Annotated in this window: 22 protein-coding genes and 1 tRNA gene; 12 read left to right on the top strand and 11 right to left on the bottom strand. The window is 63.3% G+C overall.

The annotated features are described in order from the left end of the window. The first annotated feature begins 212 nt into the window (after positions 1–212). The 5 genes from ACXAF5_RS08040 to ACXAF5_RS08020 are packed head-to-tail and all read left to right on the top strand — an operon-like array spanning position 213 to position 2,929. Entirely contained in the window at positions 213–494 is a 282-nt protein-coding gene (locus tag ACXAF5_RS08040) for a hypothetical protein (RefSeq protein WP_474946196.1), read from the top strand. A gap of 50 nt (positions 495–544) precedes the next feature. Next, positions 545–1,036 (top strand): hypothetical protein, encoded by a 492-nt coding sequence (locus ACXAF5_RS08035; RefSeq protein WP_474946195.1) that lies wholly within the window; start codon positions 545–547, stop codon positions 1,034–1,036. Next, positions 1,020–1,727, top strand: a complete 708-nt coding sequence (locus ACXAF5_RS08030) for a hypothetical protein (protein ID WP_474946194.1) — start codon at positions 1,020–1,022, stop codon at positions 1,725–1,727. The genes ACXAF5_RS08035 and ACXAF5_RS08030 overlap by 17 nt, the downstream gene beginning before the upstream one ends. 30 nt (positions 1,728–1,757) lie before the next feature. Beyond that, positions 1,758–2,045, top strand: a complete 288-nt coding sequence (locus ACXAF5_RS08025) for a helix-turn-helix domain-containing protein (protein ID WP_370645746.1) — start codon at positions 1,758–1,760, stop codon at positions 2,043–2,045. Next, on the top strand, positions 1,955–2,929 hold the full coding sequence (locus ACXAF5_RS08020; protein WP_474947816.1) for a tyrosine-type recombinase/integrase: 975 nt from the start codon (positions 1,955–1,957) through the stop codon (positions 2,927–2,929). The genes ACXAF5_RS08025 and ACXAF5_RS08020 overlap by 91 nt, the downstream gene beginning before the upstream one ends. Positions 2,930–3,003: 74 nt before the next feature. On the opposite strand, the gene ACXAF5_RS08015 is transcribed toward ACXAF5_RS08020, so the two are convergent. The 3 genes from ACXAF5_RS08015 to ACXAF5_RS08005 form a co-directional block, all read right to left on the bottom strand. Then, positions 3,004–3,078: transfer RNA gene (locus tag ACXAF5_RS08015), tRNA-Val, on the bottom strand. A gap of 13 nt (positions 3,079–3,091) precedes the next feature. Beyond that, positions 3,092–3,556: an HU family DNA-binding protein gene (locus tag ACXAF5_RS08010; protein WP_474946193.1), complete on the bottom strand. Its 465-nt coding sequence runs from the start codon at positions 3,554–3,556 to the stop codon at positions 3,092–3,094. Between the two features lie 220 nt (positions 3,557–3,776). Next, entirely contained in the window at positions 3,777–4,244 is a 468-nt protein-coding gene (locus ACXAF5_RS08005) for an Lrp/AsnC family transcriptional regulator (protein WP_474946192.1), read from the bottom strand. 123 nt (positions 4,245–4,367) lie between these two features. Here ACXAF5_RS08005 and ACXAF5_RS08000 point away from each other — a divergent pair, with 123 nt between their 5' ends. After that, positions 4,368–5,417, top strand: a complete 1,050-nt coding sequence (locus ACXAF5_RS08000) for a Glu/Leu/Phe/Val family dehydrogenase (RefSeq protein WP_474946191.1) — start codon at positions 4,368–4,370, stop codon at positions 5,415–5,417. Between the two features lie 426 nt (positions 5,418–5,843). On the opposite strand, the gene lon is transcribed toward ACXAF5_RS08000, so the two are convergent. The 3 genes from lon to tgt form a co-directional block, all read right to left on the bottom strand. Then, complete coding sequence (gene lon / locus ACXAF5_RS07995; protein WP_474946190.1) at positions 5,844–8,255, bottom strand: endopeptidase La; 2,412 nt, start codon at positions 8,253–8,255, stop codon at positions 5,844–5,846. 312 nt (positions 8,256–8,567) lie between these two features. Then, positions 8,568–9,668: an alkene reductase gene (locus ACXAF5_RS07990; protein ID WP_474946189.1), complete on the bottom strand. Its 1,101-nt coding sequence runs from the start codon at positions 9,666–9,668 to the stop codon at positions 8,568–8,570. Positions 9,669–9,963: 295 nt separating this feature from the next. Beyond that, complete coding sequence (gene tgt, locus ACXAF5_RS07985) at positions 9,964–11,094, bottom strand: tRNA guanosine(34) transglycosylase Tgt (RefSeq protein WP_474946188.1); 1,131 nt, start codon at positions 11,092–11,094, stop codon at positions 9,964–9,966. Positions 11,095–11,164: 70 nt separating this feature from the next. Between tgt and rimK the strand changes: the two genes are divergently transcribed. The 6 genes from rimK (at position 11,165) to tpiA (ending at position 15,684) form a co-directional block, all read left to right on the top strand. Continuing rightward, a complete protein-coding gene (gene rimK, locus ACXAF5_RS07980; RefSeq protein WP_239323430.1) occupies positions 11,165–12,580 on the top strand; it encodes a 30S ribosomal protein S6--L-glutamate ligase in 1,416 nt (471 codons plus the stop codon). A gap of 94 nt (positions 12,581–12,674) precedes the next feature. Continuing rightward, positions 12,675–13,562, top strand: coding sequence for an SPFH domain-containing protein (locus ACXAF5_RS07975; RefSeq protein ID WP_239323429.1), 888 nt, complete (start codon positions 12,675–12,677; stop codon positions 13,560–13,562). Further along, a complete protein-coding gene (locus ACXAF5_RS07970) occupies positions 13,562–13,834 on the top strand; it encodes an NfeD family protein (RefSeq protein ID WP_474946187.1) in 273 nt (90 codons plus the stop codon). Before ACXAF5_RS07975 ends, ACXAF5_RS07970 begins: the two co-directional genes overlap by 1 nt. 99 nt (positions 13,835–13,933) lie before the next feature. Continuing rightward, the gene (locus tag ACXAF5_RS07965; RefSeq protein WP_239323428.1) at positions 13,934–14,296 is read left to right on the top strand and encodes an SUF system Fe-S cluster assembly protein; all 363 of its coding nucleotides are present in this window, start codon (positions 13,934–13,936) and stop codon (positions 14,294–14,296) included. 147 nt (positions 14,297–14,443) lie between these two features. Continuing rightward, positions 14,444–14,797 (top strand): HesB/IscA family protein, encoded by a 354-nt coding sequence (locus ACXAF5_RS07960; protein WP_474946186.1) that lies wholly within the window; start codon positions 14,444–14,446, stop codon positions 14,795–14,797. Positions 14,798–14,943: 146 nt separating this feature from the next. Then, a complete protein-coding gene (gene tpiA / locus ACXAF5_RS07955; RefSeq protein WP_474946185.1) occupies positions 14,944–15,684 on the top strand; it encodes a triose-phosphate isomerase in 741 nt (246 codons plus the stop codon). A 156-nt stretch (positions 15,685–15,840) separates the two neighbouring features. Here the strand turns inward: tpiA and ACXAF5_RS07950 are convergent, their stop codons facing one another. The 5 genes from ACXAF5_RS07950 to ACXAF5_RS07930 all read right to left on the bottom strand — a co-directional run bounded on the left by ACXAF5_RS07950 (position 15,841) and on the right by ACXAF5_RS07930 (position 22,319). Next, complete coding sequence (locus tag ACXAF5_RS07950) at positions 15,841–17,217, bottom strand: TRAP transporter large permease (RefSeq protein ID WP_239323425.1); 1,377 nt, start codon at positions 17,215–17,217, stop codon at positions 15,841–15,843. Further along, a complete protein-coding gene (locus ACXAF5_RS07945) occupies positions 17,217–17,894 on the bottom strand; it encodes a TRAP transporter small permease (protein WP_239323424.1) in 678 nt (225 codons plus the stop codon). Before ACXAF5_RS07945 ends, ACXAF5_RS07950 begins: the two co-directional genes overlap by 1 nt. A 169-nt stretch (positions 17,895–18,063) precedes the next feature. After that, entirely contained in the window at positions 18,064–19,068 is a 1,005-nt protein-coding gene (locus tag ACXAF5_RS07940) for a DctP family TRAP transporter solute-binding subunit (protein WP_239367582.1), read from the bottom strand. Positions 19,069–19,317: 249 nt separating this feature from the next. After that, the gene (locus ACXAF5_RS07935) at positions 19,318–20,571 is read right to left on the bottom strand and encodes a sigma-54-dependent transcriptional regulator (RefSeq protein WP_239323422.1); all 1,254 of its coding nucleotides are present in this window, start codon (positions 20,569–20,571) and stop codon (positions 19,318–19,320) included. Further along, positions 20,568–22,319, bottom strand: a complete 1,752-nt coding sequence (locus ACXAF5_RS07930; protein ID WP_474946184.1) for an ATP-binding protein — start codon at positions 22,317–22,319, stop codon at positions 20,568–20,570. The genes ACXAF5_RS07935 and ACXAF5_RS07930 overlap by 4 nt, the downstream gene beginning before the upstream one ends. Between the last annotated feature and the right edge of the window lie 16 nt (positions 22,320–22,335).

The raw sequence follows: 22,335 nt of genomic DNA, 5'->3' as shown, positions 1-22,335 counted from the left end.
AAACCCAATTCAAATTCACTCCAAGCGGCAGGAGCAGCTTAGCGACTAGCCTGTATAACATTCGATTCCCGTTTTTGTTCTCCTTTTGTACTCATTTGCACAAACAGAGCAAGATCATGATGGCTAATTGATATGCGATATTTTCGTATTTATGTGTTGACTAATACGAAATATCCGTATCTACCTAAACCCATCAACCGATGGAGGATTGAATGCAAGATAGACTTGAAACCGTGCTGCTGAACGCGCAGCAGATCGCAGGCTCGCCCGAGGAACACCTCGACAGCCCGCACCTCTTCACAACTGCCTGGGCAACGCTGAAGGCCGCGCGCGGCCAGGGCTTTGACCCGGCGCGCCTGCGGGCTGCGCACCTGGTCGAGCGCCCGGCGCCGACGCCAGAGCCGACCGAGCAGGTTCTCGACCGCGTCGGCCAAAAGGTCCGCCGCGTCATGGCGGATCGCCAGATCACCCCACACGGCCCCCATGCGGCGTAAGGCGAGGCGCACCCGCAATGACAAACCCTATCTCTCACGCTTCCGCATCCATGGCGGACGCATCCCGAGGGCCCCGCCCCTCTGAGACCAATGAACACACGCGGCGCGTTGGAGGATTGCGCGCCGCCGATTGTCCCGAGGTTTCGCACCGCTCCCGCGGTGCGGATCTGGCGCGGGCGGATCAATCCTCCAAGTTGCCCACCGCCCGCGCATCATCCGCCGAGATCAACACTCTCGCGCTCTATGCCGCGACGGAGACGCTCAAGGCGACGCCGATGCACCAGAGGTCCGAGCAATTCGCGGATCTCGGCGGATGCCTGACTGCGCCCATGTCAGATGCATGGACCCACGACGAGGCGCTTTGGCTGGTCGATCTGATGGACATTCAATGCACCGGCACATCCCGCCAAAGCGCCCTGAGCCATTGGATCAAGACCGCCTCCACGCGCATCCCCCGCCGCGCCAGCGATGGCCGTCCGGATTGCCCCTACAACGGTCAACCTCCCGCGCCAACTTTGGTGCAAGGTGGCTTCAATGGCTAAAGCACTGGTCGCCTGCGAAACCAGCGGCATCATGCGCCGCGCTCTTCTGGCCCTCGGCCATGACGTCTGGTCCTGCGATATCGAACCCGCCGAGGATCGGACAAACCGGCACATTATTTGTGACGTGCGCGACGGCATCCTGTCCGAGGGCTGGGATCTGCTGGCGGTGATGCACCCGCCCTGCACCCGCCTTTGCCGGTCCGGTCGCCGCTGGATGTCAGGCCCCGGCAAATGGACACCACCAAAGCTGCTACCGAAGGGGCGGAGCTGGGCGGATCTCAAAGCCGAGTTTGAGCTGGGCGTCAGCATCTTCACCGCTTGCTGGCAAGCGCCCATCCCGTGCCGGGCTATTGAAAACCCGGAAATGAATGACCTCGCCCGCGACCGCATGCCGGCAGATCTACCCGCACCCAGCATCGTGCAACCGTTCCAGTTTGGTGATCCGGCCTACAAAGCAACGGGCTGGTATCTGGACGGGCTGTCGCCGCTGCGCGAGACAAATCGCCTGCCGGAACCGGAACGGCTCTCCGCCGAATGGAAGCGCTGGAACCGCGTGCACCGCATGCCGCCGGGGCCCGAGCGCACCCGCCTGCGCAGTCGCTCCTTCGAAGGCAAGATGAACGCCGCCGCGCGCCAATGGGGCGACGAGGCGGACACTGGACAGGCGAGAGTCGAGCGAGGTGCAGCATGACGCCCCTCACACTGAAACGGGAGAAAAGAGATGCCTGACATGCAACCCAAGCCATTCACTCCCGACCAGCTCGGCGAACGCTGGGGCTGCTCGGGCGAAACCGTCCGGCAAATGGTGAAACGAGGCGAGTTGCGTGGATTCCGCATCGGTCGCATGATCCGCATTCCACAAAAAGAAGTAGAGGAATTCGAATGCCAGACGTCAACATTGGAAGACTGCGCGGCGGCTTGTGCGTCTACTGGACGGGGCCCGACGGAAAGCGAGTGCGTCGTAAACTTGAGGCACGCACCAGAAAGGAAGCAGAATCCGAGGCGATAGAGGTCTATCGCGCTGCTACATTCTCGATCCGCCCCCAGAACCCGACCATTGCGCAAATTTGGGAAGCCTACCGGGAAGACCTCGAGGGCAAGCCCACGGCTGAGACGATGAAGTGGACCGGGAAAGCAATTCTGCCCCACTTCGGACACCTGCGCCCCGACAACGTGGAGAAAAAGACCTGCATCGAATACGAGGCGCTGCGCCGCGCAGCAGGCAAGAGCCAGGGCACCGTCCACACCGAACTCGGCCACCTTCGGTCAGCTCTGAAATTCGCCTGCGACACCAGGATGATCGAAACTGCGCCGAAGATATGGCGCCCTGCCAAACCCCTGACCGACAAGCGCATCCTGTCAGCTGGTGAAGCCCGCGCATTGATCGATGGTGCAATTGAACCCCACATCAGGCTCGCTCTCATCCTGCTTCTCGGCACCGCAGGGAGGGTTGGCGCTGTCCTGGATCTCACATGGGACCGGGTCGATTTTGAGCGGGGCACCATCAATCTGAGGCTCGAAGATTCCAAGACCAGGAAAGGCCGCGCCGTCGTGCCGATGAACCCAAGCACCCGCGCTGCGCTGGATGTGGCGTATCGAGCCGCCCTCTCAGAACATGTCGTCGAATATGCCGGCGGACAGATCAAGTCGATCCGCAAGGGGTTTCAAGGTGCGGTGACCAGGTCAAAGATCGGGCATGTTCGGATCCACGATCTGCGGCACACGGCGGCGGTAACGATGCTGGCCAGTGGTGTGCCGTTGGAAAAAGTGAGCCAAGTTTTAGGTCACAGCAACACAGCAATCACGTTCTCGACCTACGGTCGCTACCTGCCGGAACACATGACCGACGCCGTAAATGTTCTGGACTTTATGAACCTCAAAGCGCACCGCTAGGTTCACACGACCAAGGAACACTTTGTATGTCAGTGCGGAGATTAGATAAATCTCATTATTTTCAAGAGGTAAGATGGTGGGTGATAAGAGATTTGAACTCCTGACATCTTCGATGTGAACGAAGCGCTCTACCACTGAGCTAATCACCCGTGAGGACGGCTTTTATCCCGAGCGATCTGCCTCTGCAAGAGGGTCTGATGCAGTTTTTTCCGCCGTATCGGGTTTTTCCGGCTGGATCCGTTTGCGGCGCAGCTTGCAGACATGCACGCGCCCGTTGGGATTGTCCTTGATACGGGTCACCCGCAGCTTGCCCATTGGCTCCAGGTTCAGGGGCCGCTCGGCGCCGATCGCCTCGCCCAGCAGCGCCAGCATGGCCTCGATCACCGGTTTGGCGTCGCGTTTCTTGACCCCGCTGCGCTCCACGGCCTGCTCGATCAGCTCCTTCTTGCGCAGCTCGAGCGTCACCGAAGCACCCGCTGCTGCGGGATCATTCCCCGCCGCCGGTGTCTCCTTCGGGTCCGAGGGCGCCGGACGCTGCCCGGGCGTCAGATGCGCCTCTGTCGGCTGCGGATCGCCGGGGGGTGTCGTGCCTGTTGTGGCTGTTGCGGGGGATTTCGAACGTGTCATGGGGCCTGTGGTCCTTCTGCTCGTTACATCTCCGGCTGCGCTGGCGGGCCGGGGCCTGTGGCCGGCCCCTGATCGCAACCCGCCAGTCGCACGCTATGGGGCAAGCCTAGGGGCAGGTGCCACCGGGTTGCAAGCGCAGAGCCCATCCGTTCCCGGCACAGTAACAAAATCCGGGCATTTCAAGATCATGCCCCGCCACGCCCCGAAACCGGCAGCGGGATCACCCGCGCACGCCCCGATCCGGCAGCGCGCTGCGCTGGACCATCGTGCGCAGGGTAAAGCTGGAGCGCGTATTGCGAATGCCCGGCACGCACATCAGGCGGTTTTCCAGGAAATCGTCAAAATCGCTGAGACTGGCCGCCACCACCCGCAACAGAATATCCCGCGTGCCGGTCATCAGATAGCACTCCATGACCTGATCGAACTGCCGCACCGCCGCCTCGAACCTCTGCAAGGCATCGCGGGACTGCCGTTCCAGCTCGACCGCCACAAAGATCGTCACCGGCAACCCCAGCCGGGTCTGATCAACCCGGGCGCCATAGCCGGAAATCACCCCGGACTTCTCCAGGTTGGCCACCCGCCGCGCGCAGGGCGTCGGCGACAGCCCCACCACCTCCGACAGCTCCGCCATGGTCATACGCCCGTCGCGCTGCAATGCAGAAATGATCTTTCGATCCAGATTATCCACGATTTTCACCAATCAAAGCCATATGAATAGAGGATTCCTCCAAACACTACCCGCAAACCAGCGGCAATTGGAGTTTTTCTGCATGGCCCCCGGGCTACACTTCCCCCAGTAGGAGGAGCAGCCATGAACTTGATTCCCAGCGACACCCATGACGCCATTCACCGGGTCGAAGACCCCGACAGCGGGCTTCTTGGCCTGATTGCCATTCATTCCACCCAACTGGGCCCGGCCGCCGGGGGGCTGCGCATGCGCCCCTACGACAGTTTCGAAGCCGCGCTGGAGGACGTCTCGCGGCTGTCCCTGGGCATGACCTACAAGAACGCCGCTGCCGGCCTGCCGCTGGGCGGCGGCAAGGCGGTGATCATCGCCGATCCCGCCACCCAGAAAACACCCGAACTGCTGCGCGCCTTCGGCCGGGCGATCGAACGCCTGGACGGGCGCTACATCACCGCCGAGGACATGGGCATGACCCCGGAGGACATGGCGGTGATCGGCACGGAAACCCGCCATGTCGCGGGCCTGCCGGAAGGCGAATTTGCCAGCGGCGACCCCTCTCCGGTCACCGCGCGCGGGATTTTCAACGCCATCTGTTCCACCTGGGCCGCCCGCCACGGCAGCGGCGACCTGAGCGGCTGCACCGTCAGCCTGCAGGGCCTCGGGCATGTCGGCTGGCATCTGGCCGGCTTGCTGCATCAGGCGGGCGCAAAGCTGATCGTAACCGATGTGGATCCGGTGCGTGTCACCGCCGCGGTGCAGGCCTTTGGTGCCCGCCCGGTGGCGCTGGATGACATCTACGGGGTCGAGGCGGACATCTTTGCCCCCTGCGCCATCGGCGGCATTCTCAACGCCGAGACCATCCCACAGCTCAAAACCGCCATCGTCGCCGGCGGCGCCAACAACCAGCTGGCCACCCCCGCGGATGCCAAGGCGCTGCATGATCGCGGCATTCTCTATGCACCCGACTTCGTGGCCAATGGCGGCGGCATCATCAACGTGGCCACCGAAATCCTGAAAATCTCCGACCGCGCGCAGTTCGTCGACGACAAGCTCGCCGCGCTCGATCAGACCTTGCGCCAGATCCTCGCGGACGCGCAGGCCAAGGACGTCAGCCCCGACACGGTCGCGATCAACACCGTGGACCGGATGATGGCAGCGCCGCAGGCGGCCGAATAACCCCATCAGCGGGCAACAGGCCGACCGCCCCCTTCAGCTTTTTATAAATATCTCGGAGCGCGAGGCAGAGCCTCGCATCCTGTTGCCAGTAGAGCGCGCGCCCTGATCGGCGCGCGTTCATCTCTGTGTGGCAGACTGCCGGATGTCGCGACATGGCACCGGAGTTGACACCTCCGGACCGGGATTTGCCCCCAGAGATCACCTCTCAACCAAAGGTGCAGGGGGTCCGATCTGAAGACTTCATCCGGATCACGCGCGGGACAGGCTCGCGTGGATCAAACCCGCCTGCCCTCCCGGCGGCGCCGCCATCTGGTGCAACACCGCGAAACCTAAGGATCGCACCGCACCCAACCCAACGACGCCCTGCATAAAGAAAGGGCGCCCCGAACCGGGACGCCCTCCATCACACTCAATACGCGACGGTGCTTAGTGCGCCGTGGCGCCGCTGGCGTCGTCTCCGCCTTTCAGCGCAGCGGCAGCGGCGGCGGCCTCTTCGGCCTCCTCGTCCCACTCGATGGCTTCGGGCTGGCGGACCAGCGCGTGTTTCAGCACCTCAGAGACGTGATCGACCGGGATGATGTCCAGCCCTTCTTTCACATTGTCCGGGATCTCCGGCAGATCTTTCTCGTTCTCCTTGGGGATAAGAACGGTCTTGATGCCGCCACGCAGCGCCGCGAGCAGTTTTTCCTTCAGACCACCGATGGCCAGCGCATTGCCGCGCAGGGTGACCTCGCCGGTCATGGCGATGTCCTTGCGCACGGGAATACCCGTCAGCACCGATACGATCGAGGTCACCATCGCCAGACCCGCCGAGGGGCCATCCTTGGGCGTCGCGCCTTCGGGGACGTGCACGTGGATGTCCCACTTGTCAAAGCGCGGCGGCTTGATGCCCAGACGCGGCGAGACGGAGCGCACATAAGAGCTTGCCGCCTCGATCGACTCCTTCATCACATCGCCCAGCTTGCCGGTGGTCTTCATCCGGCCCTTGCCCGGCAGGCGCAGCGCCTCGATGGACAGCAGCTCCCCCCCGACGGAGGTATAGGCAAGCCCGGTGACCACACCGACCTGATCCTCCAGCTCCGCCAGACCGTAGCGATACTTCGCCACGCCGAGGAAATCGTCGAGATTGTCGGGCGTGACTTTCACGCTCTCGGTCTCTTTCTTCACGATGGAGGTCAGCGCCTTGCGGGCCACCTTGGCGATCTCGCGTTCGAGGTTCCGCACGCCTGCCTCGCGGGTGTAGGTGCGGATGATCTCGGTCAGCGCCTCGTCGGTCAGTTCGAACTCCTTCGCCTTCAGGCCGTGGTTCTTCACCTGTTTGGAAATCAGGTGCTGCTTGGCGATCTCGCGCTTTTCGTCCTCGGTGTAGCCCGACAGCGGAATGATCTCCATCCGGTCCAGAAGCGGACCCGGCATGTTGTAGCTGTTCGAGGTGGTCAGGAACATCACGTTCGAGAGGTCATATTCAACCTCCAGATAGTGGTCCACAAAGGTGCCGTTCTGTTCCGGATCAAGCACTTCGAGCATCGCCGAGGCCGGATCACCACGGAAGTCCTGCCCCATCTTGTCGATCTCATCGAGCAGGATCAGCGGGTTCGTGGTCTTGGCCTTTTTCAGCGCCTGGATGATCTTGCCCGGCATCGAGCCAATGTAGGTCCGGCGGTGACCACGGATCTCGGACTCGTCGCGCACGCCACCCAGAGAAATTCGGATGAACTCGCGGCCCGTCGCCTTGGCCACGGATTTGCCCAGCGAGGTCTTGCCCACGCCCGGAGGCCCCACGAGGCAGAGGATCGGCCCCTTGAGTTTCTTCGACCGCTGCTGCACCGCGAGATATTCGACGATGCGTTCCTTGACCTTCTCCAGACCGTAGTGATCGGTATCGAGAATGTCCTGCGCGCGGCCCAGATCCTTTTTGACGCGGGATTTGGTGCCCCACGGGATCGACAGCATCCAGTCGAGGTAGTTGCGCACAACCGTGGCTTCGGCCGACATCGGCGACATGTTCTTGAGCTTCTTGATCTCGGCATCGGCCTTTTCACGGGCCTCTTTCGACAGCTTCGTGCCTTCGATCTTTTCTTCCAGCTCGGCAATTTCGCCAGCGCCATCCTCGCCGTCGCCCAGCTCCTTCTGAATGGCCTTCATCTGCTCATTCAGATAGTACTCGCGCTGGGTCTTCTCCATCTGCGACTTGACGCGGGTCTTGATCTTTTTCTCGACCTGCAGCACCGACAGTTCGGACTGCATCAGCGCATAGACCTTCTCCAGCCGCTCGCTGACCGGCAGGGTTTCCAGCAGCTCCTGCTTGCGGTCCACCTCGATGCCGAGGTGCCCGGCGACGAGGTCCGCCAGTTTGGCAGGCTCGGTTGTTTCGCCAACGGCGGTCAGCGCCTCTTCGGGGATGTTCTTGCGCACCTTGGCATAGCGCTCGAACTCATCACCGACGGTGCGCAGCAGTGCCTCGGTGGTGGTCACATCGCCGGGCATTTCCGACAGCGCCTCGGCGCGGGCCTCAAAGAACGTGTCGTTGTCCAGAAACTCGGTGATCTTCACCCGCTGGTGGCCTTCGACCAGCACCTTTACGGTGCCATCGGGCAGCTTCAGCAGTTGCAGCACATTGGCCAGCACGCCAGTGCGGTAGATACCATCCTGATCCGGATCGTCCTCGGACGGGTCGATCTGGCTGGACAAGAGAATCTGCTTGTCATCGGACATGACTTCTTCGAGGGCATGTACCGACTTCTCCCGGCCCACAAACAGCGGCACGATCATGTGGGGAAAGACCACGATGTCGCGCAGCGGCAGTACGGGGTAGGAGGAATTGAGAGGCTCTTGCATACTCGGTCCTTTTTCTTAGCAAGACGGCCAGGCCCCGTTTCACGGCAACCGCGGTCGTCTCCTCACTCGGATTATTAATCTGGTCAGGCGGGTCGAGATATTCAACCGCCTTGCCTCAAACGTTGGCTGCCAGAATGACTCGTGCCTGACCTGACCACAAGGGCGCAAATGGTGAAACGGTGAGCAAAGACCTAACATCTTTGGTCGACGCCGCTCTGTCGCCATCAAGCGGGCGCAAATCGTTGTGGGTCCGCAGGCGGGTTTCCCCGCCTGCATTGGTATAGCTAAGGTGATCCGGCCGGAGGTCGAGCCTTATTCCGCCGCCTGAAGTTCCAGCGTCGGATAGTCGGTGAACCCTTCGTCTCCACCGCCATAAAAGGTCGCTTGATCGCCTTCCGCCAGTGGAGCGTCCGCCTTCAGCCGCGCCACCAGATCCGGGTTGGATATGAAGGGCCGCCCAAAGGCCACCAGATCCACCGCGCCGCTTTGGGTCCGGGCCAGGGCCGTCTCGCGGTCATAGCCGTTATTGGCCATATAGGTTCCGGTATAAAGCTGGCGCAGGGTCTCAAAATCCCCCTCGCGCGCGCCGCCGGTGTCGCCTTCGATCAGGTGCAGATAGGCCAGATCATAGGTGTTCAGCCGCTCGATCACCGGGGTGTAATGGGCCACCGGGTCGCTGTCGGAGACATCGTTAAAGCTGGCAAAGGGCGACAGCCGCAGGCCAATGCGCCCCGGCTCCCAGACGGTGGTCAATGCATCCAAGACCTCAAACAGGAAACGCGCCCGGTTTTCTGCCGAGCCGCCATAGGCATCACTGCGGGTGTTGACCCCATCCTTGAGGAATTGTTCCAGCAGATAGCCATTGGCGGCATGCAGCTCGACGCCGTCAAATCCTGCCTCTTTGGCGTATTTTGCGGCCTGAACGTAATCTTCGATCACGCGCTGAATGCCTGCAACGGTCAGCGCCTCGGGCGTCGCGGTGGGTTCAAAACCGGCATGGGTAAAGGTCTGCGCCTCCGCCGCCTGATCGGTGGGGCCGACAGCCTTCACCCCCTCGGGCAGCAACGAGTCATGGGTGATCCGCCCCACGTGCCACAGTTGGATCACGATCTTGCCGCCCTTGGCATGCACCGCATCAGTGACCTTGCGCCATGCGGCAGCCTGCGCGGCGGTGTGGATGCCGGGGGTCTGGATATAGCCTTTGGCCTCGGCGCTGATCTGGCTGCCTTCGGTGATGATCAGACCGGCGCTGGCGCGTTGGGCATAGTATTCGACGTGACGGTCGAGCACCTCTCCGGTGCTGTCGTCGGCGCGGTTGCGCGTCAGCGGCGCCATCACCACGCGATTTGTCAACTCAAGGGCACCGGCGGTGGTTGCGGCAAACAGGTTCTGGCTCACGGGGTTCTGGCTCACGGGGAGTATCCTTCGCTCAAAGTATCCAGCAACGGGAACGTTGCCCCACAAGAACTGAGCATGCCCTCTCCGCCTTTCAACCCTCCAGCCACAAGAATGTTTCGGGGCGCAGAAACATCCCCGTATTTCTGCCGGCACCCCCAAACGGATTTCGGAAAAAGGCGCGTACTATCAAAACGCTAAAGGGCCACCCCTAGAGGTGGCCCGGTTCTGTTCACAATAAAATGTGCTGCCGCATCGCCATCAAGCCCCGCAGGACAGGCGGCGCCTTCCGCGCTGCGTGCCTCACAGGGGGTCACAGGGGTTCGATGTCACCTTGGGCACGCATGTCGTGAAAGGTCTTCTGCCAGGCGTCAAATGTGCCCGCCGCGATTGACTCGCGCATGCCCGCCATGATGTCCTGAAAGTAATGCAGGTTGTGCCATGTCAGAAGCATGCCGGAGATCATCTCGTTCGACCGGAACACGTGGTGCAGATAGGCGCGCGAATAGTTGCTGCACGCCGGACAGCTGCAGTTTTCGTCCAGCGGGCGCGGGTCGTCCTGATGGCGGGCGTTCTTGATATTGACCACGCCGTGACGGGTAAACGCCTGCCCGGTACGACCAGAGCGCGAGGGCAGCACGCAATCCATCATGTCGATGCCCCGGGCCACCGCGCCGACGATGTCGTCGGGCTTGCCCACACCCATCAGGTAGCGCGGCTTGTCCACCGGCAGCATGTCGAGCGCATAGTCAAGACAGCCAAACATCGCCTCTTGTCCTTCGCCCACCGCAAGGCCGCCCACGGCGTAGCCGTCAAAGCCGATCTTGGTGAGAGCTTCGGCGCTTTCCTCGCGGAAATCCTGTTCCAGACCGCCCTGCTGAATGCCAAAGAGCGCATGGCCCGGCCGGTCGCCAAAAGCCTCGCGCGAGCGTTCCGCCCATCGCATCGACAGGCGCATGCTCTCGGCGATGCGGTCGCGGTCGGCGGGCAGCGCAGGGCATTCGTCAAAACACATCACGATGTCGGACCCCAACAGCCGCTGGATCTCCATCGAGCGTTCCGGCGTCAGCTCGTGCCGCGAGCCGTCAATGTGGGATTTGAAGGTCACGCCCTTTTCGGTGAGCTTGCGCAGCCCCGCCAGCGACATCACCTGAAAACCGCCCGAGTCCGTCAGGATCGGCCGGTCCCAGTTCATGAACTTGTGCAAGCCCCCCAAGCGGTCGATCCGCTCGGCGGTGGGGCGCAGCATCAGATGGTAGGTATTGCCCAGCAGAATGTCAGCACCGGTGGCGCGCACGCTTTCGGGCATCATCGCCTTGACCGTCGCCGCAGTGCCGACGGGCATGAAGGCAGGGGTGCGGATATCGCCACGCGGTGTGTGAATGACACCTGTCCGCGCCTTGCCATCCGTTGCTGTCATTTCAAAGTTGAAAAGCTCTGCCATCTCATGTTCCTGCGTCAGTCTGCGCACCGCCCCGGCGGTGATTCACCCCTAATGCCAAGGAGGCGCCCCCATGTCCACAGATGACCCGAACCAGAATCTGCGTCTCGGCTGGGAGGAATGGGTCAAATTGCCCGAACTCGGCCTGCCCGCCCTGCGCGCCAAGGTTGATACCGGCGCCCGGACCTCGGCGCTTCATGCCACCGATATCGAGACCTTCGGGCCGTCAAAAGCGCCCAAGGTGCGCTTTACCGTGCATCCGATCCCGGGTCGGGACGATCTGCTGATCCCCTGTTCGGCCCAGCTGAAGGACCGGCGCGAGGTGACCTCCTCCAACGGGGATCGCGAGCTGCGCTGCGTGATCGAGACCACGCTGGAAATCGGCGGTGTCACCTGGCCGGTGGAGGTGACGCTGACCGACCGGCGCGGCATGGCGCTGCATATGCTGCTGGGGCGTCAGGCGCTGAGCGACAATATCTCCATCGTGCCCTCCGAACGCTATTGCCAGCCGGAGCTGGACTATTCCGTCTATGCCACCCCCGCGATCCGCAAGAAGGCGCCGAACCGGGCGCTGCGCATTGCCGTGCTGAGCCGCGAGGACAATTATTCCACCCGCCGCCTGGTCGAAGAGGGCGAGAAACGCGGCCATTCGGTCGAGGTGATCGACACCACCCGCTGCTACATGTCGATCAACTCGCTGTCGCCCGAGATCCACTATGACGGCAAGCGCCTGCCCCGCTATGATGCGGTGATCCCGCGCATCGGTGCCTCGATCACCCAATATGGCACCGCGCTCCTGCGCCAGTTCGAGACCATCGGCACCTATTGCGTCAACGGCAGCGCCGGCATCACCGCCAGCCGCGACAAGCTGCATGCGCATCAGATGCTGGCGCGTCACAAGATCGGCATGCCGCCCACCGCCTTCGCCGCCTCGCCCAAGGACACGTCGGCGCTGATCGACATCGTTGGCGGCGCCCCCCTGATCGTGAAGCTCCTGGAAAGCACCCAGGGCAAGGGCGTGGTGCTGGCGGAAACCAAGAAGGCGGCAGACTCCGTCATCACCGCCTTTCGCGGCCTCAAGGCCAACTTTCTGGTGCAGCAGTTCGTCAAGGAGGCCGCCGGCGTCGACATTCGCTGCCTTGTGATCGGCTCCAAGGTGGTGGCGGCGATGAAACGCTCCGGTGCGGAGGGCGATTTCCGCTCCAACCTGCATCTGGGCGGCAGCGCCGTGTCGGTGCGCATCACCAAGGAGGAACGCTCCACCGCGATCCGGGCCGCGCGCTGCTTTGGCCTTGGCGTGGCGGGGGTGGACCTGCTGCGCTCGGAATCCGGGCCCAAGGTGCTGGAGGTCAATTCCTCGCCGGGGCTGGAGGGGATCGAGAAGACCTCGAAAAAGGACATCGCGTCCCTGATCCATGACGAGATCGAGGCCAACGTGCGCCCCATGCCCCTGCGCAGCCGCAAGGCGCTGGGGGATGCCGCCGAATGACGGAAGGGGCGCCCGGCAGCGGCTTTCCCCTTGACCCGCCCCGGCCCAGCAGGGACGGTGCCTCCCAACACCATGTCATAGCCGGATTTTTCCCATGAACGAACAAGAGATCATCGACGCCCTCTCTGGCGGCTTGCTGTATATCCTCGGGGCGGTCTTCCTCGTCATCGTGATCTTCAAAGGGGTGCGCATCGTGCCCCAGTCGGAGAAATTCGTGGTCGAACGCTTTGGCCGGCTGAAATCCGTGCTTGGTCCGGGCATCAATTTTATCGTTCCATTTCTGGATGTTGTGCGCCACAAGGTCTCCATCCTGGAACGTCAGCTGCCCAACGCCAGCCAGGACGCGATCACCCGCGACAACGTGCTGGTGGAGATCGACACCTCGGTGTTCTACCGCATTCTCGAACCGGAAAAGACCGTCTACCGCATCCGCGATGTGGATGGGGCGATTTCCACCACCGTGGCGGGCATCGTGCGCGCCGAGATCGGCAAGATGGATCTGGACGAGGTGCAATCCAACCGCTCGCAGCTGATTGCCGAGATCAAGCACAGCGTCGAAAGCGCGGTGGATGACTGGGGCATCGAAGTGACCCGCGCCGAGATCCTCGATGTGAACCTCGACCAGGCCACCCGCGACGCGATGCTGCAACAGCTCAATGCCGAACGCGCCCGCCGCGCCCAGGTCACCGAGGCCGAGGGCAAGAAACGCGCGGTGGAACTCTCTGCCGATGCGGAGCTCTATGCCGCCGAGCAGACCGCCAAGGCCCGCCGCATTCAGGCCGAGGCCGAGGCCTTTGCCACCGAGGTCGTCGCCAAGGCGATCGCCGACAACGGCCTGTCGGCGGCGCAGTATCAGGTGGCGCTGAAACAGGTCGAGGCGCTCAATGCCCTTGGCAACGGCGACGGCAAGCAGACCATCATCGTGCCCGCCCAGGCGATCGAGGCCTTTGGCGATGCCTTCAAGATGCTGAAGGGCAAATGATGGGCGCGCTCTGGTCACTGTGGTGGATCTGGGGCGCCTTTGCGCTGCTGCTGGGGATTGCCGAGATCCTGCTGCCGGGGTTCATCTTCCTCGGCTTTGCCATCGGCGCCACCTGCGTGGCGGTGCTGCTCCTGATGTCGCTGAAGGTGTCGCTGCCGCTTTTGCTGCTGATCTTTGCCGCCCTGTCGCTGGCGGCCTGGCTGATCCTGAAACGCCTGTTCGCGCTGCCCAAGGGCCAGGTCAAGACCTTCGACACCGACATCAACGACTGAACCGCAGCGCGGGTGATCTGACCGCCGCGGCGGCACGCCCACTGGACCCCGCCTGCCATGTTTCCTATATAAACCGTCAGATAACTGACCGAGGCTTGAATGACCGACGCATCCGAACCGCTTGAAGGCGCCCCGCTGATCGCGCCCTCCTCCGTGTCCCATCCGCTCTACGAGCCGGTGGTCGATGCCTGCCGCACCGTCTATGACCCGGAAATCCCGGTGAACATCTACGAGCTGGGGCTGATCTACACCGTTGAAATTTCGGATGAAAACGACGTGAAGATCATTATGACCCTGACTGCCCCCGGCTGTCCGGTGGCGGGTGAAATGCCCGGCTGGATCGTCGATGCGATTTCTCCGGTGCCCGGGGTCAAGAGCGTCGATGTGGAAATGACCTGGGAGCCGCCTTGGGGCATGGACATGATGTCGGACGAGGCCCGGCTGGAACTGGGCTTTATGTAACGGCGCCCTGTGCGCCCTGTGCGGTCGCGGCATCGTGATCGCACGCCCCCTGCCCCCCGCGCTGACCACGGCCCTGCCGATGGTCGCCCCTTGATGCGCCGCCTCGCCCCCCCTAGGTTACAGGGTAACAGAAAACGGAGCCTTCCCATGTTCGCCATTCCCGGCAAGCAAGCTGTCACCATGACCCCCCGCGCCGCCGCGCAGATCTCCAGACTGATGGAGAAGGCGGGCCATGCCGGTCTGCGCATCGGCATCAAGAAAGGCGGCTGTGCGGGCATGGAATACACCATGGAATATGTCGACGCCGCCGACCCCAATGACGAGGTGGTGGAACAGGATGGTGCCCGGGTGCTGATCGCCCCGATGGCGCAGATGTTCCTGTTCGGCACCGAGATCGACTATGAGACCACACTGTTGGAGTCGAGCTTCAAGTTCAACAACCCCAACGTCTCTGAGGCCTGCGGCTGCGGTGAATCGATCAGCTTCAAGGTGGGCGAGTAACCGCCGCACATCCCGTATCGTCCGGATCAGAAGGGTGGCCATGCGCCGCCCTTTTTTGCTGTCCGGTGCGGCGGTGATTGCCCGCCTCGCGCCCCGGTGCTACCACCTGTGATGACAATAGTATGGAACAACACATGGGGGGCGACATGGCGCGCAAACTCGCGGCAGGCAACTGGAAGATGAACGGCACCGGCGACAACCTGGCAGAGCTGGAAGCTCTGGCCGAGGCGGACCTGCCCCAAGGGGTCGAGGTGCTGATCTGCCCGCCCGCCACGTTGCTCTCGCGCGCGGCGGCGCTGGCCGGTGCGGTCCGCCTCGGCGGCCAGGACTGCCATGCGGAGACCTCCGGCGCTCATACCGGCGACATCAGCGCTCCGATGCTCCGCGACGCGGGCGCCAGCTACGTGATCCTCGGCCACTCCGAACGCCGCAGCGACCATAGCGAGAGCGACGAGGTGGTGCGGGCCAAGACCGAAGCCGCCTTTGCCGCCGATCTGACCGCCGTGGTCTGCGTCGGGGAAACGCTGGAGGACCGCGAGGCCGGCTCCACCCTGCAAGTGGTCTGCATGCAGCTGGCCGGCTCCCTGCCCGACAGCGTCACCGCCGACAACACCGTGGTGGCCTATGAGCCGGTCTGGGCGATCGGCACCGGCAAGGTGCCGACCCCCGATCAGATCGCCGAGGTGCATGATGCGCTGCGCGACGCGCTGACCCAGCGCTATGGCGATGCCGGCGCCGACATCCCGCTGCTCTATGGCGGCTCGGTGAAACCGGGCAATGCGGCAGAGATCTTTGCCGTCTCCAACGTCGACGGGGCCCTGGTCGGCGGCGCAAGCCTGAAAGCTGCGGATTTCAAGCCGATCATCGCCGCGCTTGGCGCCAGCTGAGCTGGCCCTCCTTCATCTTTTCCCAAATATCTCGGGGTGAATTGGCCGCCAGGCCAAGAGGGGCAGCGCCCCTGACACCAGCAAAAAAGCAAAGCGCCCGGGGAGGACACTCCCCGGGCGCTTTTCCGTTTTTCAGACATCTTTTCAGACATCGGATCAGTTGGTTATGATCTCCGGCCCCATGATCGCATTTGGCAGCACCGTCGACAGCCAGGGGATATAGGTGATCATGATCAGGAACACGAAGAGCACCGCAAGGAACGGCAGCGCCGCCCGCACCACGCCCATCATCGGCATGCCCGCCACGCCCGAGGTGACAAAGAGGTTCAGCCCCACCGGCGGTGTAATCATGCCGATCTCCATGTTCACCACCATGATGATGCCCAGATGGATCGGATCGATGCCCAGCTCGATGGCGATCGGGAACACCAGCGGCGCCACGATCACCAGAAGCCCCGAGGGCTCCATGAACTGGCCACCGATCAGCAGGATCACATTGACCACGATCAGGAACATCACCGGACCAAAGCCCGCCGACAGCATCGCATTGGCGATATGCTGCGGCACCTGCTCGTCGGTCAGCACGTGCTTCAGGATCAGCGCATTGGCGATCACGAACAAGAGCGTCACGGTCAGCTTGCCGGCCTCGAACAGCGTGTGTTTGGTGTCGGGATGCACAAAGGCGGTGATCAGCGCCTGCGGCATCTTCAGGAGCGAGGTCTTGGCCGCGCCCTCGCCGTTCGACAGCGGCCCCATGTCCTTGTAGACGAAACAGGCGATCAGGAAGGCATAGACCGCCGCCACCGCCGCCGCTTCGGTCGGGGTGAAGATGCCGCCATAGATGCCGCCGAGGATGATGACGATCAGGAACAGGCCCCAGCCGGCCTCGCGGGCAGAGGCAAAGACCTCGCTCCAGCCGTTCCAGTCGCCCTTGGGCAGGTTCTTGACCTTGGCCATCACATAGATGGTCACCATCAGCATCAGCCCCGCCATCAGGCCCGGAATGACACCGGCAAGGAACATCCGCCCGACCGAAACCTCGACCGCCGCCGCATAGACCACCATCACGATGGAGGGCGGGATCAGGATGCCAAGCGTGCCGGCGTTACAGATCACCCCGGCGGCGAACTCCTTGGAATAACCCACCTGGCGCATGCCCGCGATCACGATCGAGCCGATCGCCACAACGGTGGCCGGAGAGGACCCCGAGAGCGCCGCAAACAGCATACAGGCAAAGACGCCTGCAATGGCCAGACCGCCCGGCAGGTGACCGACGCAGGCGATGGAGAAGCGGATGATCCGCCGCGCCACGCCGCCCGTGGTCATGAAACTGGAGGCCAGGATGAAGAAGGGGATCGCCAGCAGGGTGAAATGCCCCTCGAAGGCCTGGAACAGCGTGCCCGCCACCGAGGCCAGAGAGCTGTCGGAATAAAACAGCAGGAACAGGGTCGAGGACAGCCCCAGCGACACCGCGATCGGCACCCCGATCAGCAGCAGACCAATGACGAGTGCAAAAAGAAGGACAACTTCCATCAGTCATGCTCTCCCTGTTGAGCGCGAACCGCTTCGAGTTCGTCTTCGACTTCGTGACTTGCAACCAGGCGATCCGCCTGACCGCGCAGGATTTGCAGCGCCGCCTGGAAAAACCGCAGCACCAGCAACAGCATCGACAGCGGCAGCACCAGATAGGGCACCACCTTGGGCAGCTTTTCGTAGGACTCGCCGTAGTTGATGAGATCCTCAAGGAACCGCAGCACCCCGATCATCGGCACGTCCTGCACCTCGTAAAAGCTCTGGCTGCGCGCGCCGGTGTCAAACCCGGTGGGGAACCAGCGGCCCGAGGTCGGCGGCAGGTCGGCAAACACCGCCCAGTAGTCATAGGCCCCCTTCAGCATCAGCAGCGAAAACACGATGCAGGCGGTCGCGGCAATCAGGCCCAGCGTGCGACGGGCGCTTGCCGGCAGCATGTTGACGATCGCGTCGACCCCCAGATGCGCATGCACCTTGACCGCATAGGACGCGCCCAGCAGCACCAGCCAGGCAAAGAGGAACACGGTGACCTCCAGCGCCCAGAGGATATTGGAATTGAACACATAGCGCGCGATCACATTGGCAAAGGTCAGGAGTGTCATGAACCCCAGGAGCAGCGCGATCAGCGTCTCTTCAAGCGAATGGATGAACCCCGTTGGGCCGGTTCTTGCCCCCGACATGGTCGTCTCCCCAGTTTTTTGGAAAAAAGCGCGGCAGGAAAATCACTGCCGCCAGTCTGACGGAGCGCCCGGTGGTGCGCGCTCTCGTCGATGTCTCGGACCTGACCGCCGCGGGGTCCGGGGCCGTATCGCGGGCCCCGGAGCGTGGCAGCGGATCAGGCGGGCCGGATTACAGCCCGGCGTTGATGGATTGCGCCGCGTCGATCATGTCCTGACCCACGTCACCGGCGAATTGCTCCCACACCGGCTTCATCACGTCGACCCAGGCCTGACGCTGTTCCGGGCTCAGCTGACGCACGGTGCCGCCGGCCTCGACGATCGCCTGTTTGGCTTCGTTGTTGACCTTGGTGGATTCGGCGTTCCGGGTTGCGGTGACCTCATCCATGATGGTCATGAACTGGTCGCGCACCTCCGGGTCGAGGCTGTCGAGCCAGTCGACGGAGGCCACCACCAGATAGTCCAGCACCCCGTGGTTGGTTTCGGTCACACCGTCCTGCACCTCGAAGAATTTCTTGCCGTAGATGTTGGACCAAGTGTTTTCCTGACCGTCCACAACACCCTGCTGCAGCGCGCCATAGACCTCGGAAAACGCCATTTTCTGCGGGCTGCCGCCGATCGCTTCCATCTGCGCAACCAGCACGTCAGAGGATTGCACGCGGAACTTCAGACCATTGGCATCTTCGGGCAGCAATAGCGGCTTGTTGGCCGACATCTGCTTCATGCCATTGTGCCAGTAACCCAGACCTTGCAGACCACGGCGCTGCATGCTGTCGAGCATCGCCTGACCGTTTTCAGAAGCCTGGAACGCGTCCACGGCGTCGATGTTCTTGAACATGAACGGCAGGTCGAAGAGGCGGAACTGCTTGGTGAATTTCTCGAACTTCGACAGGGACGGCGCGGCCAGCTGCACGTCGCCCTGGAGCATCGCCTCCAGCACCTTGTTGTCGTCATAGAGCGTGGAGTTCGGATAGACCACCATGCACATGGTGCCGTCCATTTCCTCGTTCACGCGCTTTTCCAGCAACGAGGCCGCGATCCCCTTGGGGTGCTTGTCGGTGTTGGTCACATGGCTGAACTTGACGACGATCTCGCCATCATCACAGGCATCCGCCTGGGCCACGCCAGCGGTCACGGTCAGCGCCATTGCGGTGGCGGCAGCAGTCAGGAACTTCATGGTGATCCTCCCTAAGAATCCTAATTTGTCCTCCAACCCCGAAACAGCGCCCGGGGCTTGGCAGGTAGAATTGGCAATGGGGGAGACAGGCTCAAGCGATGATTCGAGAATCGATCAAACAAACCGTTTTTTTGTTTCTTATCTTGCGGTTATTCTAGGTTCTTTGCGTTACGCACACGGCCGTGCGGCGCGGCTGTGCGAAATCCCGCACATGGGGTGCCGGGCATTGTGCGAAAAACCGCACATCTGTTAGCGCCGGTAATCCTCGGGGCGAATCCCGTAGCGCGTGAGCTTGTCATAGAAGGTCTTGCGCGGCAGCTTCAGCGCCTCGGCGGCGGCAGAGGCCTTGCCGTTCTGCCGGCCCAGCGCGGCGATCAGCAGCGAGCGCTCCACCTGTGCCATCTGCTCGGCCAGCCCCAGATCGGCGGCCTCGGAGACCTCTTCCGGCATGCCAAGCACAAAGCGCATCGCCGCCGACATCAGCGAGCGCGCGTTGCCGGGCCAATCCTGCGCCATCAGGCCGGCGAGGGTGTCGGCGCTGATTTCCGGCGCCTCGATCCCGGCCTGTTCGGCGGCCTGGCTCACATAGTGGCGAAACAGCACCGGAATGTCGTCGCGCCGCTCTGCCAGCGCGGGGATGCGCACCCGCATCACATCGAGCCGGTAGAACAGGTCGGCGTTGAATTTTCCCGCCGCAACAAGATCGGCCAGATCGGCGGAGGAGCCGCCGATGATGCGCACCTCCGGGCCCTGCTCCAGCCGCTCCAGCACCGCAAATTGCGTCGCCTCGGGCATCGCCGACAGCTCGTCCAGGAACAGCGATCCCCCCTCGGCGCGGTGGCACAGCTCCTCGAACGCCTCGGGCGTGAGCCCGGCGGCGGGACGTTTGACAAAGGCCCCCTGCCCGCGACGCGACATCAGATGCACCACTTCGGCCACCTTGGGAATGCCACTGCCCGGCGGGCCGGAGACCAGCACCTCCGCCTCGGTCGGCGCCACAGAGCGCACCCGCGCCCGCAGCTCCTGCGCCTGTGGCGAAGAGCCGAACAGCATCCGCGCCGCCGGATCGCCGCTTTCGAGCTGGGTTTGCAGCCGGCGGTTTTCCAGCACCAGTGCGCGGGTCTTGAGCGCCCGTTCCAGCACCGCCAGCAGCGTCGCCGCCTCGCAGGGTTTTTCGAGGAAATCAAACGCCCCTTCGGACATCGCCTTGACCGCCATCGGAATGTCGCCTTCGCCGGTCAGCAGCACCACGGGCAGCTCCGCATCCACCCCCTGGGCGTAGTCCAGCAGGTGGAACCCGTCGCGCCCCGGCATCCGCATGTCCGACAGGATCACCCCGTCGAAATCGGCGGTGATGTGATCCTTGGCGGCCACAAACGACCCCGCCGTCATCGTGTCCAGATCGGCCAGTTCCAGCGTCTGGCCCAGCGCCTCGCGCACGGCGGCGTCGTCATCCACCAGCAGGACCTTGCGCGTGGGCAGCGGTGACAGGGAGCGCATCATGCGGCGGTTTCCTCTTTCCAGTAGTCCAGTTCGACCGTGAACAGGGCGCCATGTTCGGTGTTGGTGCCCCGGATGTTGCCGCCAAAGCTTTGCACCAGACCGTAGGAAATGGACAGCCCCAGCCCCATGCCTTCGGAACTGCCCACCGCCTTGGTGGAATAGAACGGTTCAAACACCTTTTCGGGCTGTTTCAGACCGGGGCCGATGTCCTGCACGGTCACCGTCAGTCGGTTGCCCTCGTTGACGACGATCCGAACCAGGCGGTCGTCCTGTCCCATCATCGCATCCACCGCATTGTTGATCAGGTTCACAAACACCTGCGTCAGACGCACCTCGCCGCCACGCACCCAGATCGCGCCCGCCTCGGGCGGTTGCCAGTCAAGCGTCACGTCATGGTCGCGCAACCGGGTCTCTGTCAGTTCCACCGCCGCAGTGATCACCTGCACCAGATCGACCCGGCCCACCGGCTCGCTCTCGTTGCGGGCAAAGGCGCGCAGGTTCTTGATGATCCGGGCCATCCGCGCCGACATCTGCGCGATGCGGGTGAGGTTCTCGCCCGCACGCTCCGATTTTCCGCGCTCCAGAAAGGCCTGACCGTTCTCGGCAAACTGCTGGATCGCCATCAAGGGCTGGTTCAGCTCGTGGCTGATGCCCGCCGACATCTGCCCCAGCGCCGAGAGCTTGTCGGCCTGCACCAGTTCGGCCTGCGCCTGTTTCAGTGCCGCTTCCGCCTCCTTGCGCTCGCGCACCTCGCGGCGCAGCTGGACGTTGGCCTCCGACAAAGCGCGGGTGCGGGTGTCGACGCGCTGTTCCAGCTCCGCATTGGCGGCGGCCAGGGTCCGGCGGCGCTCTGCCACGAGGAACAGGATCGTGCCGAACGCCAGCCCCACCGCCGCCATTGCCATGGTCTGAAGCGCCGCCAGCCGCCGCGCCGGGGCAATGTCCACCAGGATCTCGCCCTGCATGTCGATCGCCGGCAGGTCGATGCCCAGATGCAGCGCCTGGTTGGGCAGATAGGGGCTCCAGCGTTGCTGCCAGATCTCGTGCGATCCGATGTGGCGCACCCGCAGCGGCTGCGGCGCGCCCGACGCCGCGCGCAAACCCGGACGGGTGCTCTCGCGCTGCCAGAACAGCAGTTCGGAGTGGTTCGACATGAACACCTGCCCGTCGCGGATGGTGAAATAGACCGCCGGCAAGGAGCCGCGCCAGGTCTGCTCGACCAGCTCGATATCCGCCGCCACCACCAGGGTGCCGCGCACCCGGCCATCGGGGCCGAAATCCGGCGCGGCAAAGAAATAGACCCGCCGGTCGCTGCCCGCCAGCACCCGGGCCTCGGTGCCCATGGCGCCCTGCATGGCGCGGCGGAAATAGTCACTGGTGGCCACGCTGGGGCCGGTGACCCCTTCGGCGGCGGCCAGCACCTGCCCCTGCGCATCCGCATAGAACACGTCGAGCGCACCGGTCTTATCCGCCACCCCGCGCAGCAGCGCCTGGGCGGCGCGCCGGCCCACCGGCTCATCCAGCCGCCGCAGCGCCGGATGGGTCGCCACCAGCACCGCCTGTTCGCGGTAGATCTGCAACTGCGTGCTGACCCGGTCGGAGGCCAGCGCCAGATCGGATGCGCTGCGCTCTGCCAGGGCGGTCAGCGCCTGCCGGTAGCCCGAGGACCAGACCGCAGCCGACAGCAGCGCAATGGCGATGGCAACGCCCAGGATCAGGGCCAGACGGGGGTGACGTGTTTTCAACATTGCGCCACAGTAGCAA

The sequence above is a fragment of the Epibacterium sp. ABV4_022 genome, from assembly GCF_056159345.1.
Note: the sequence above shows the minus strand (reverse complement) of the source record. Positions and strands in the feature narration are given on the sequence as shown.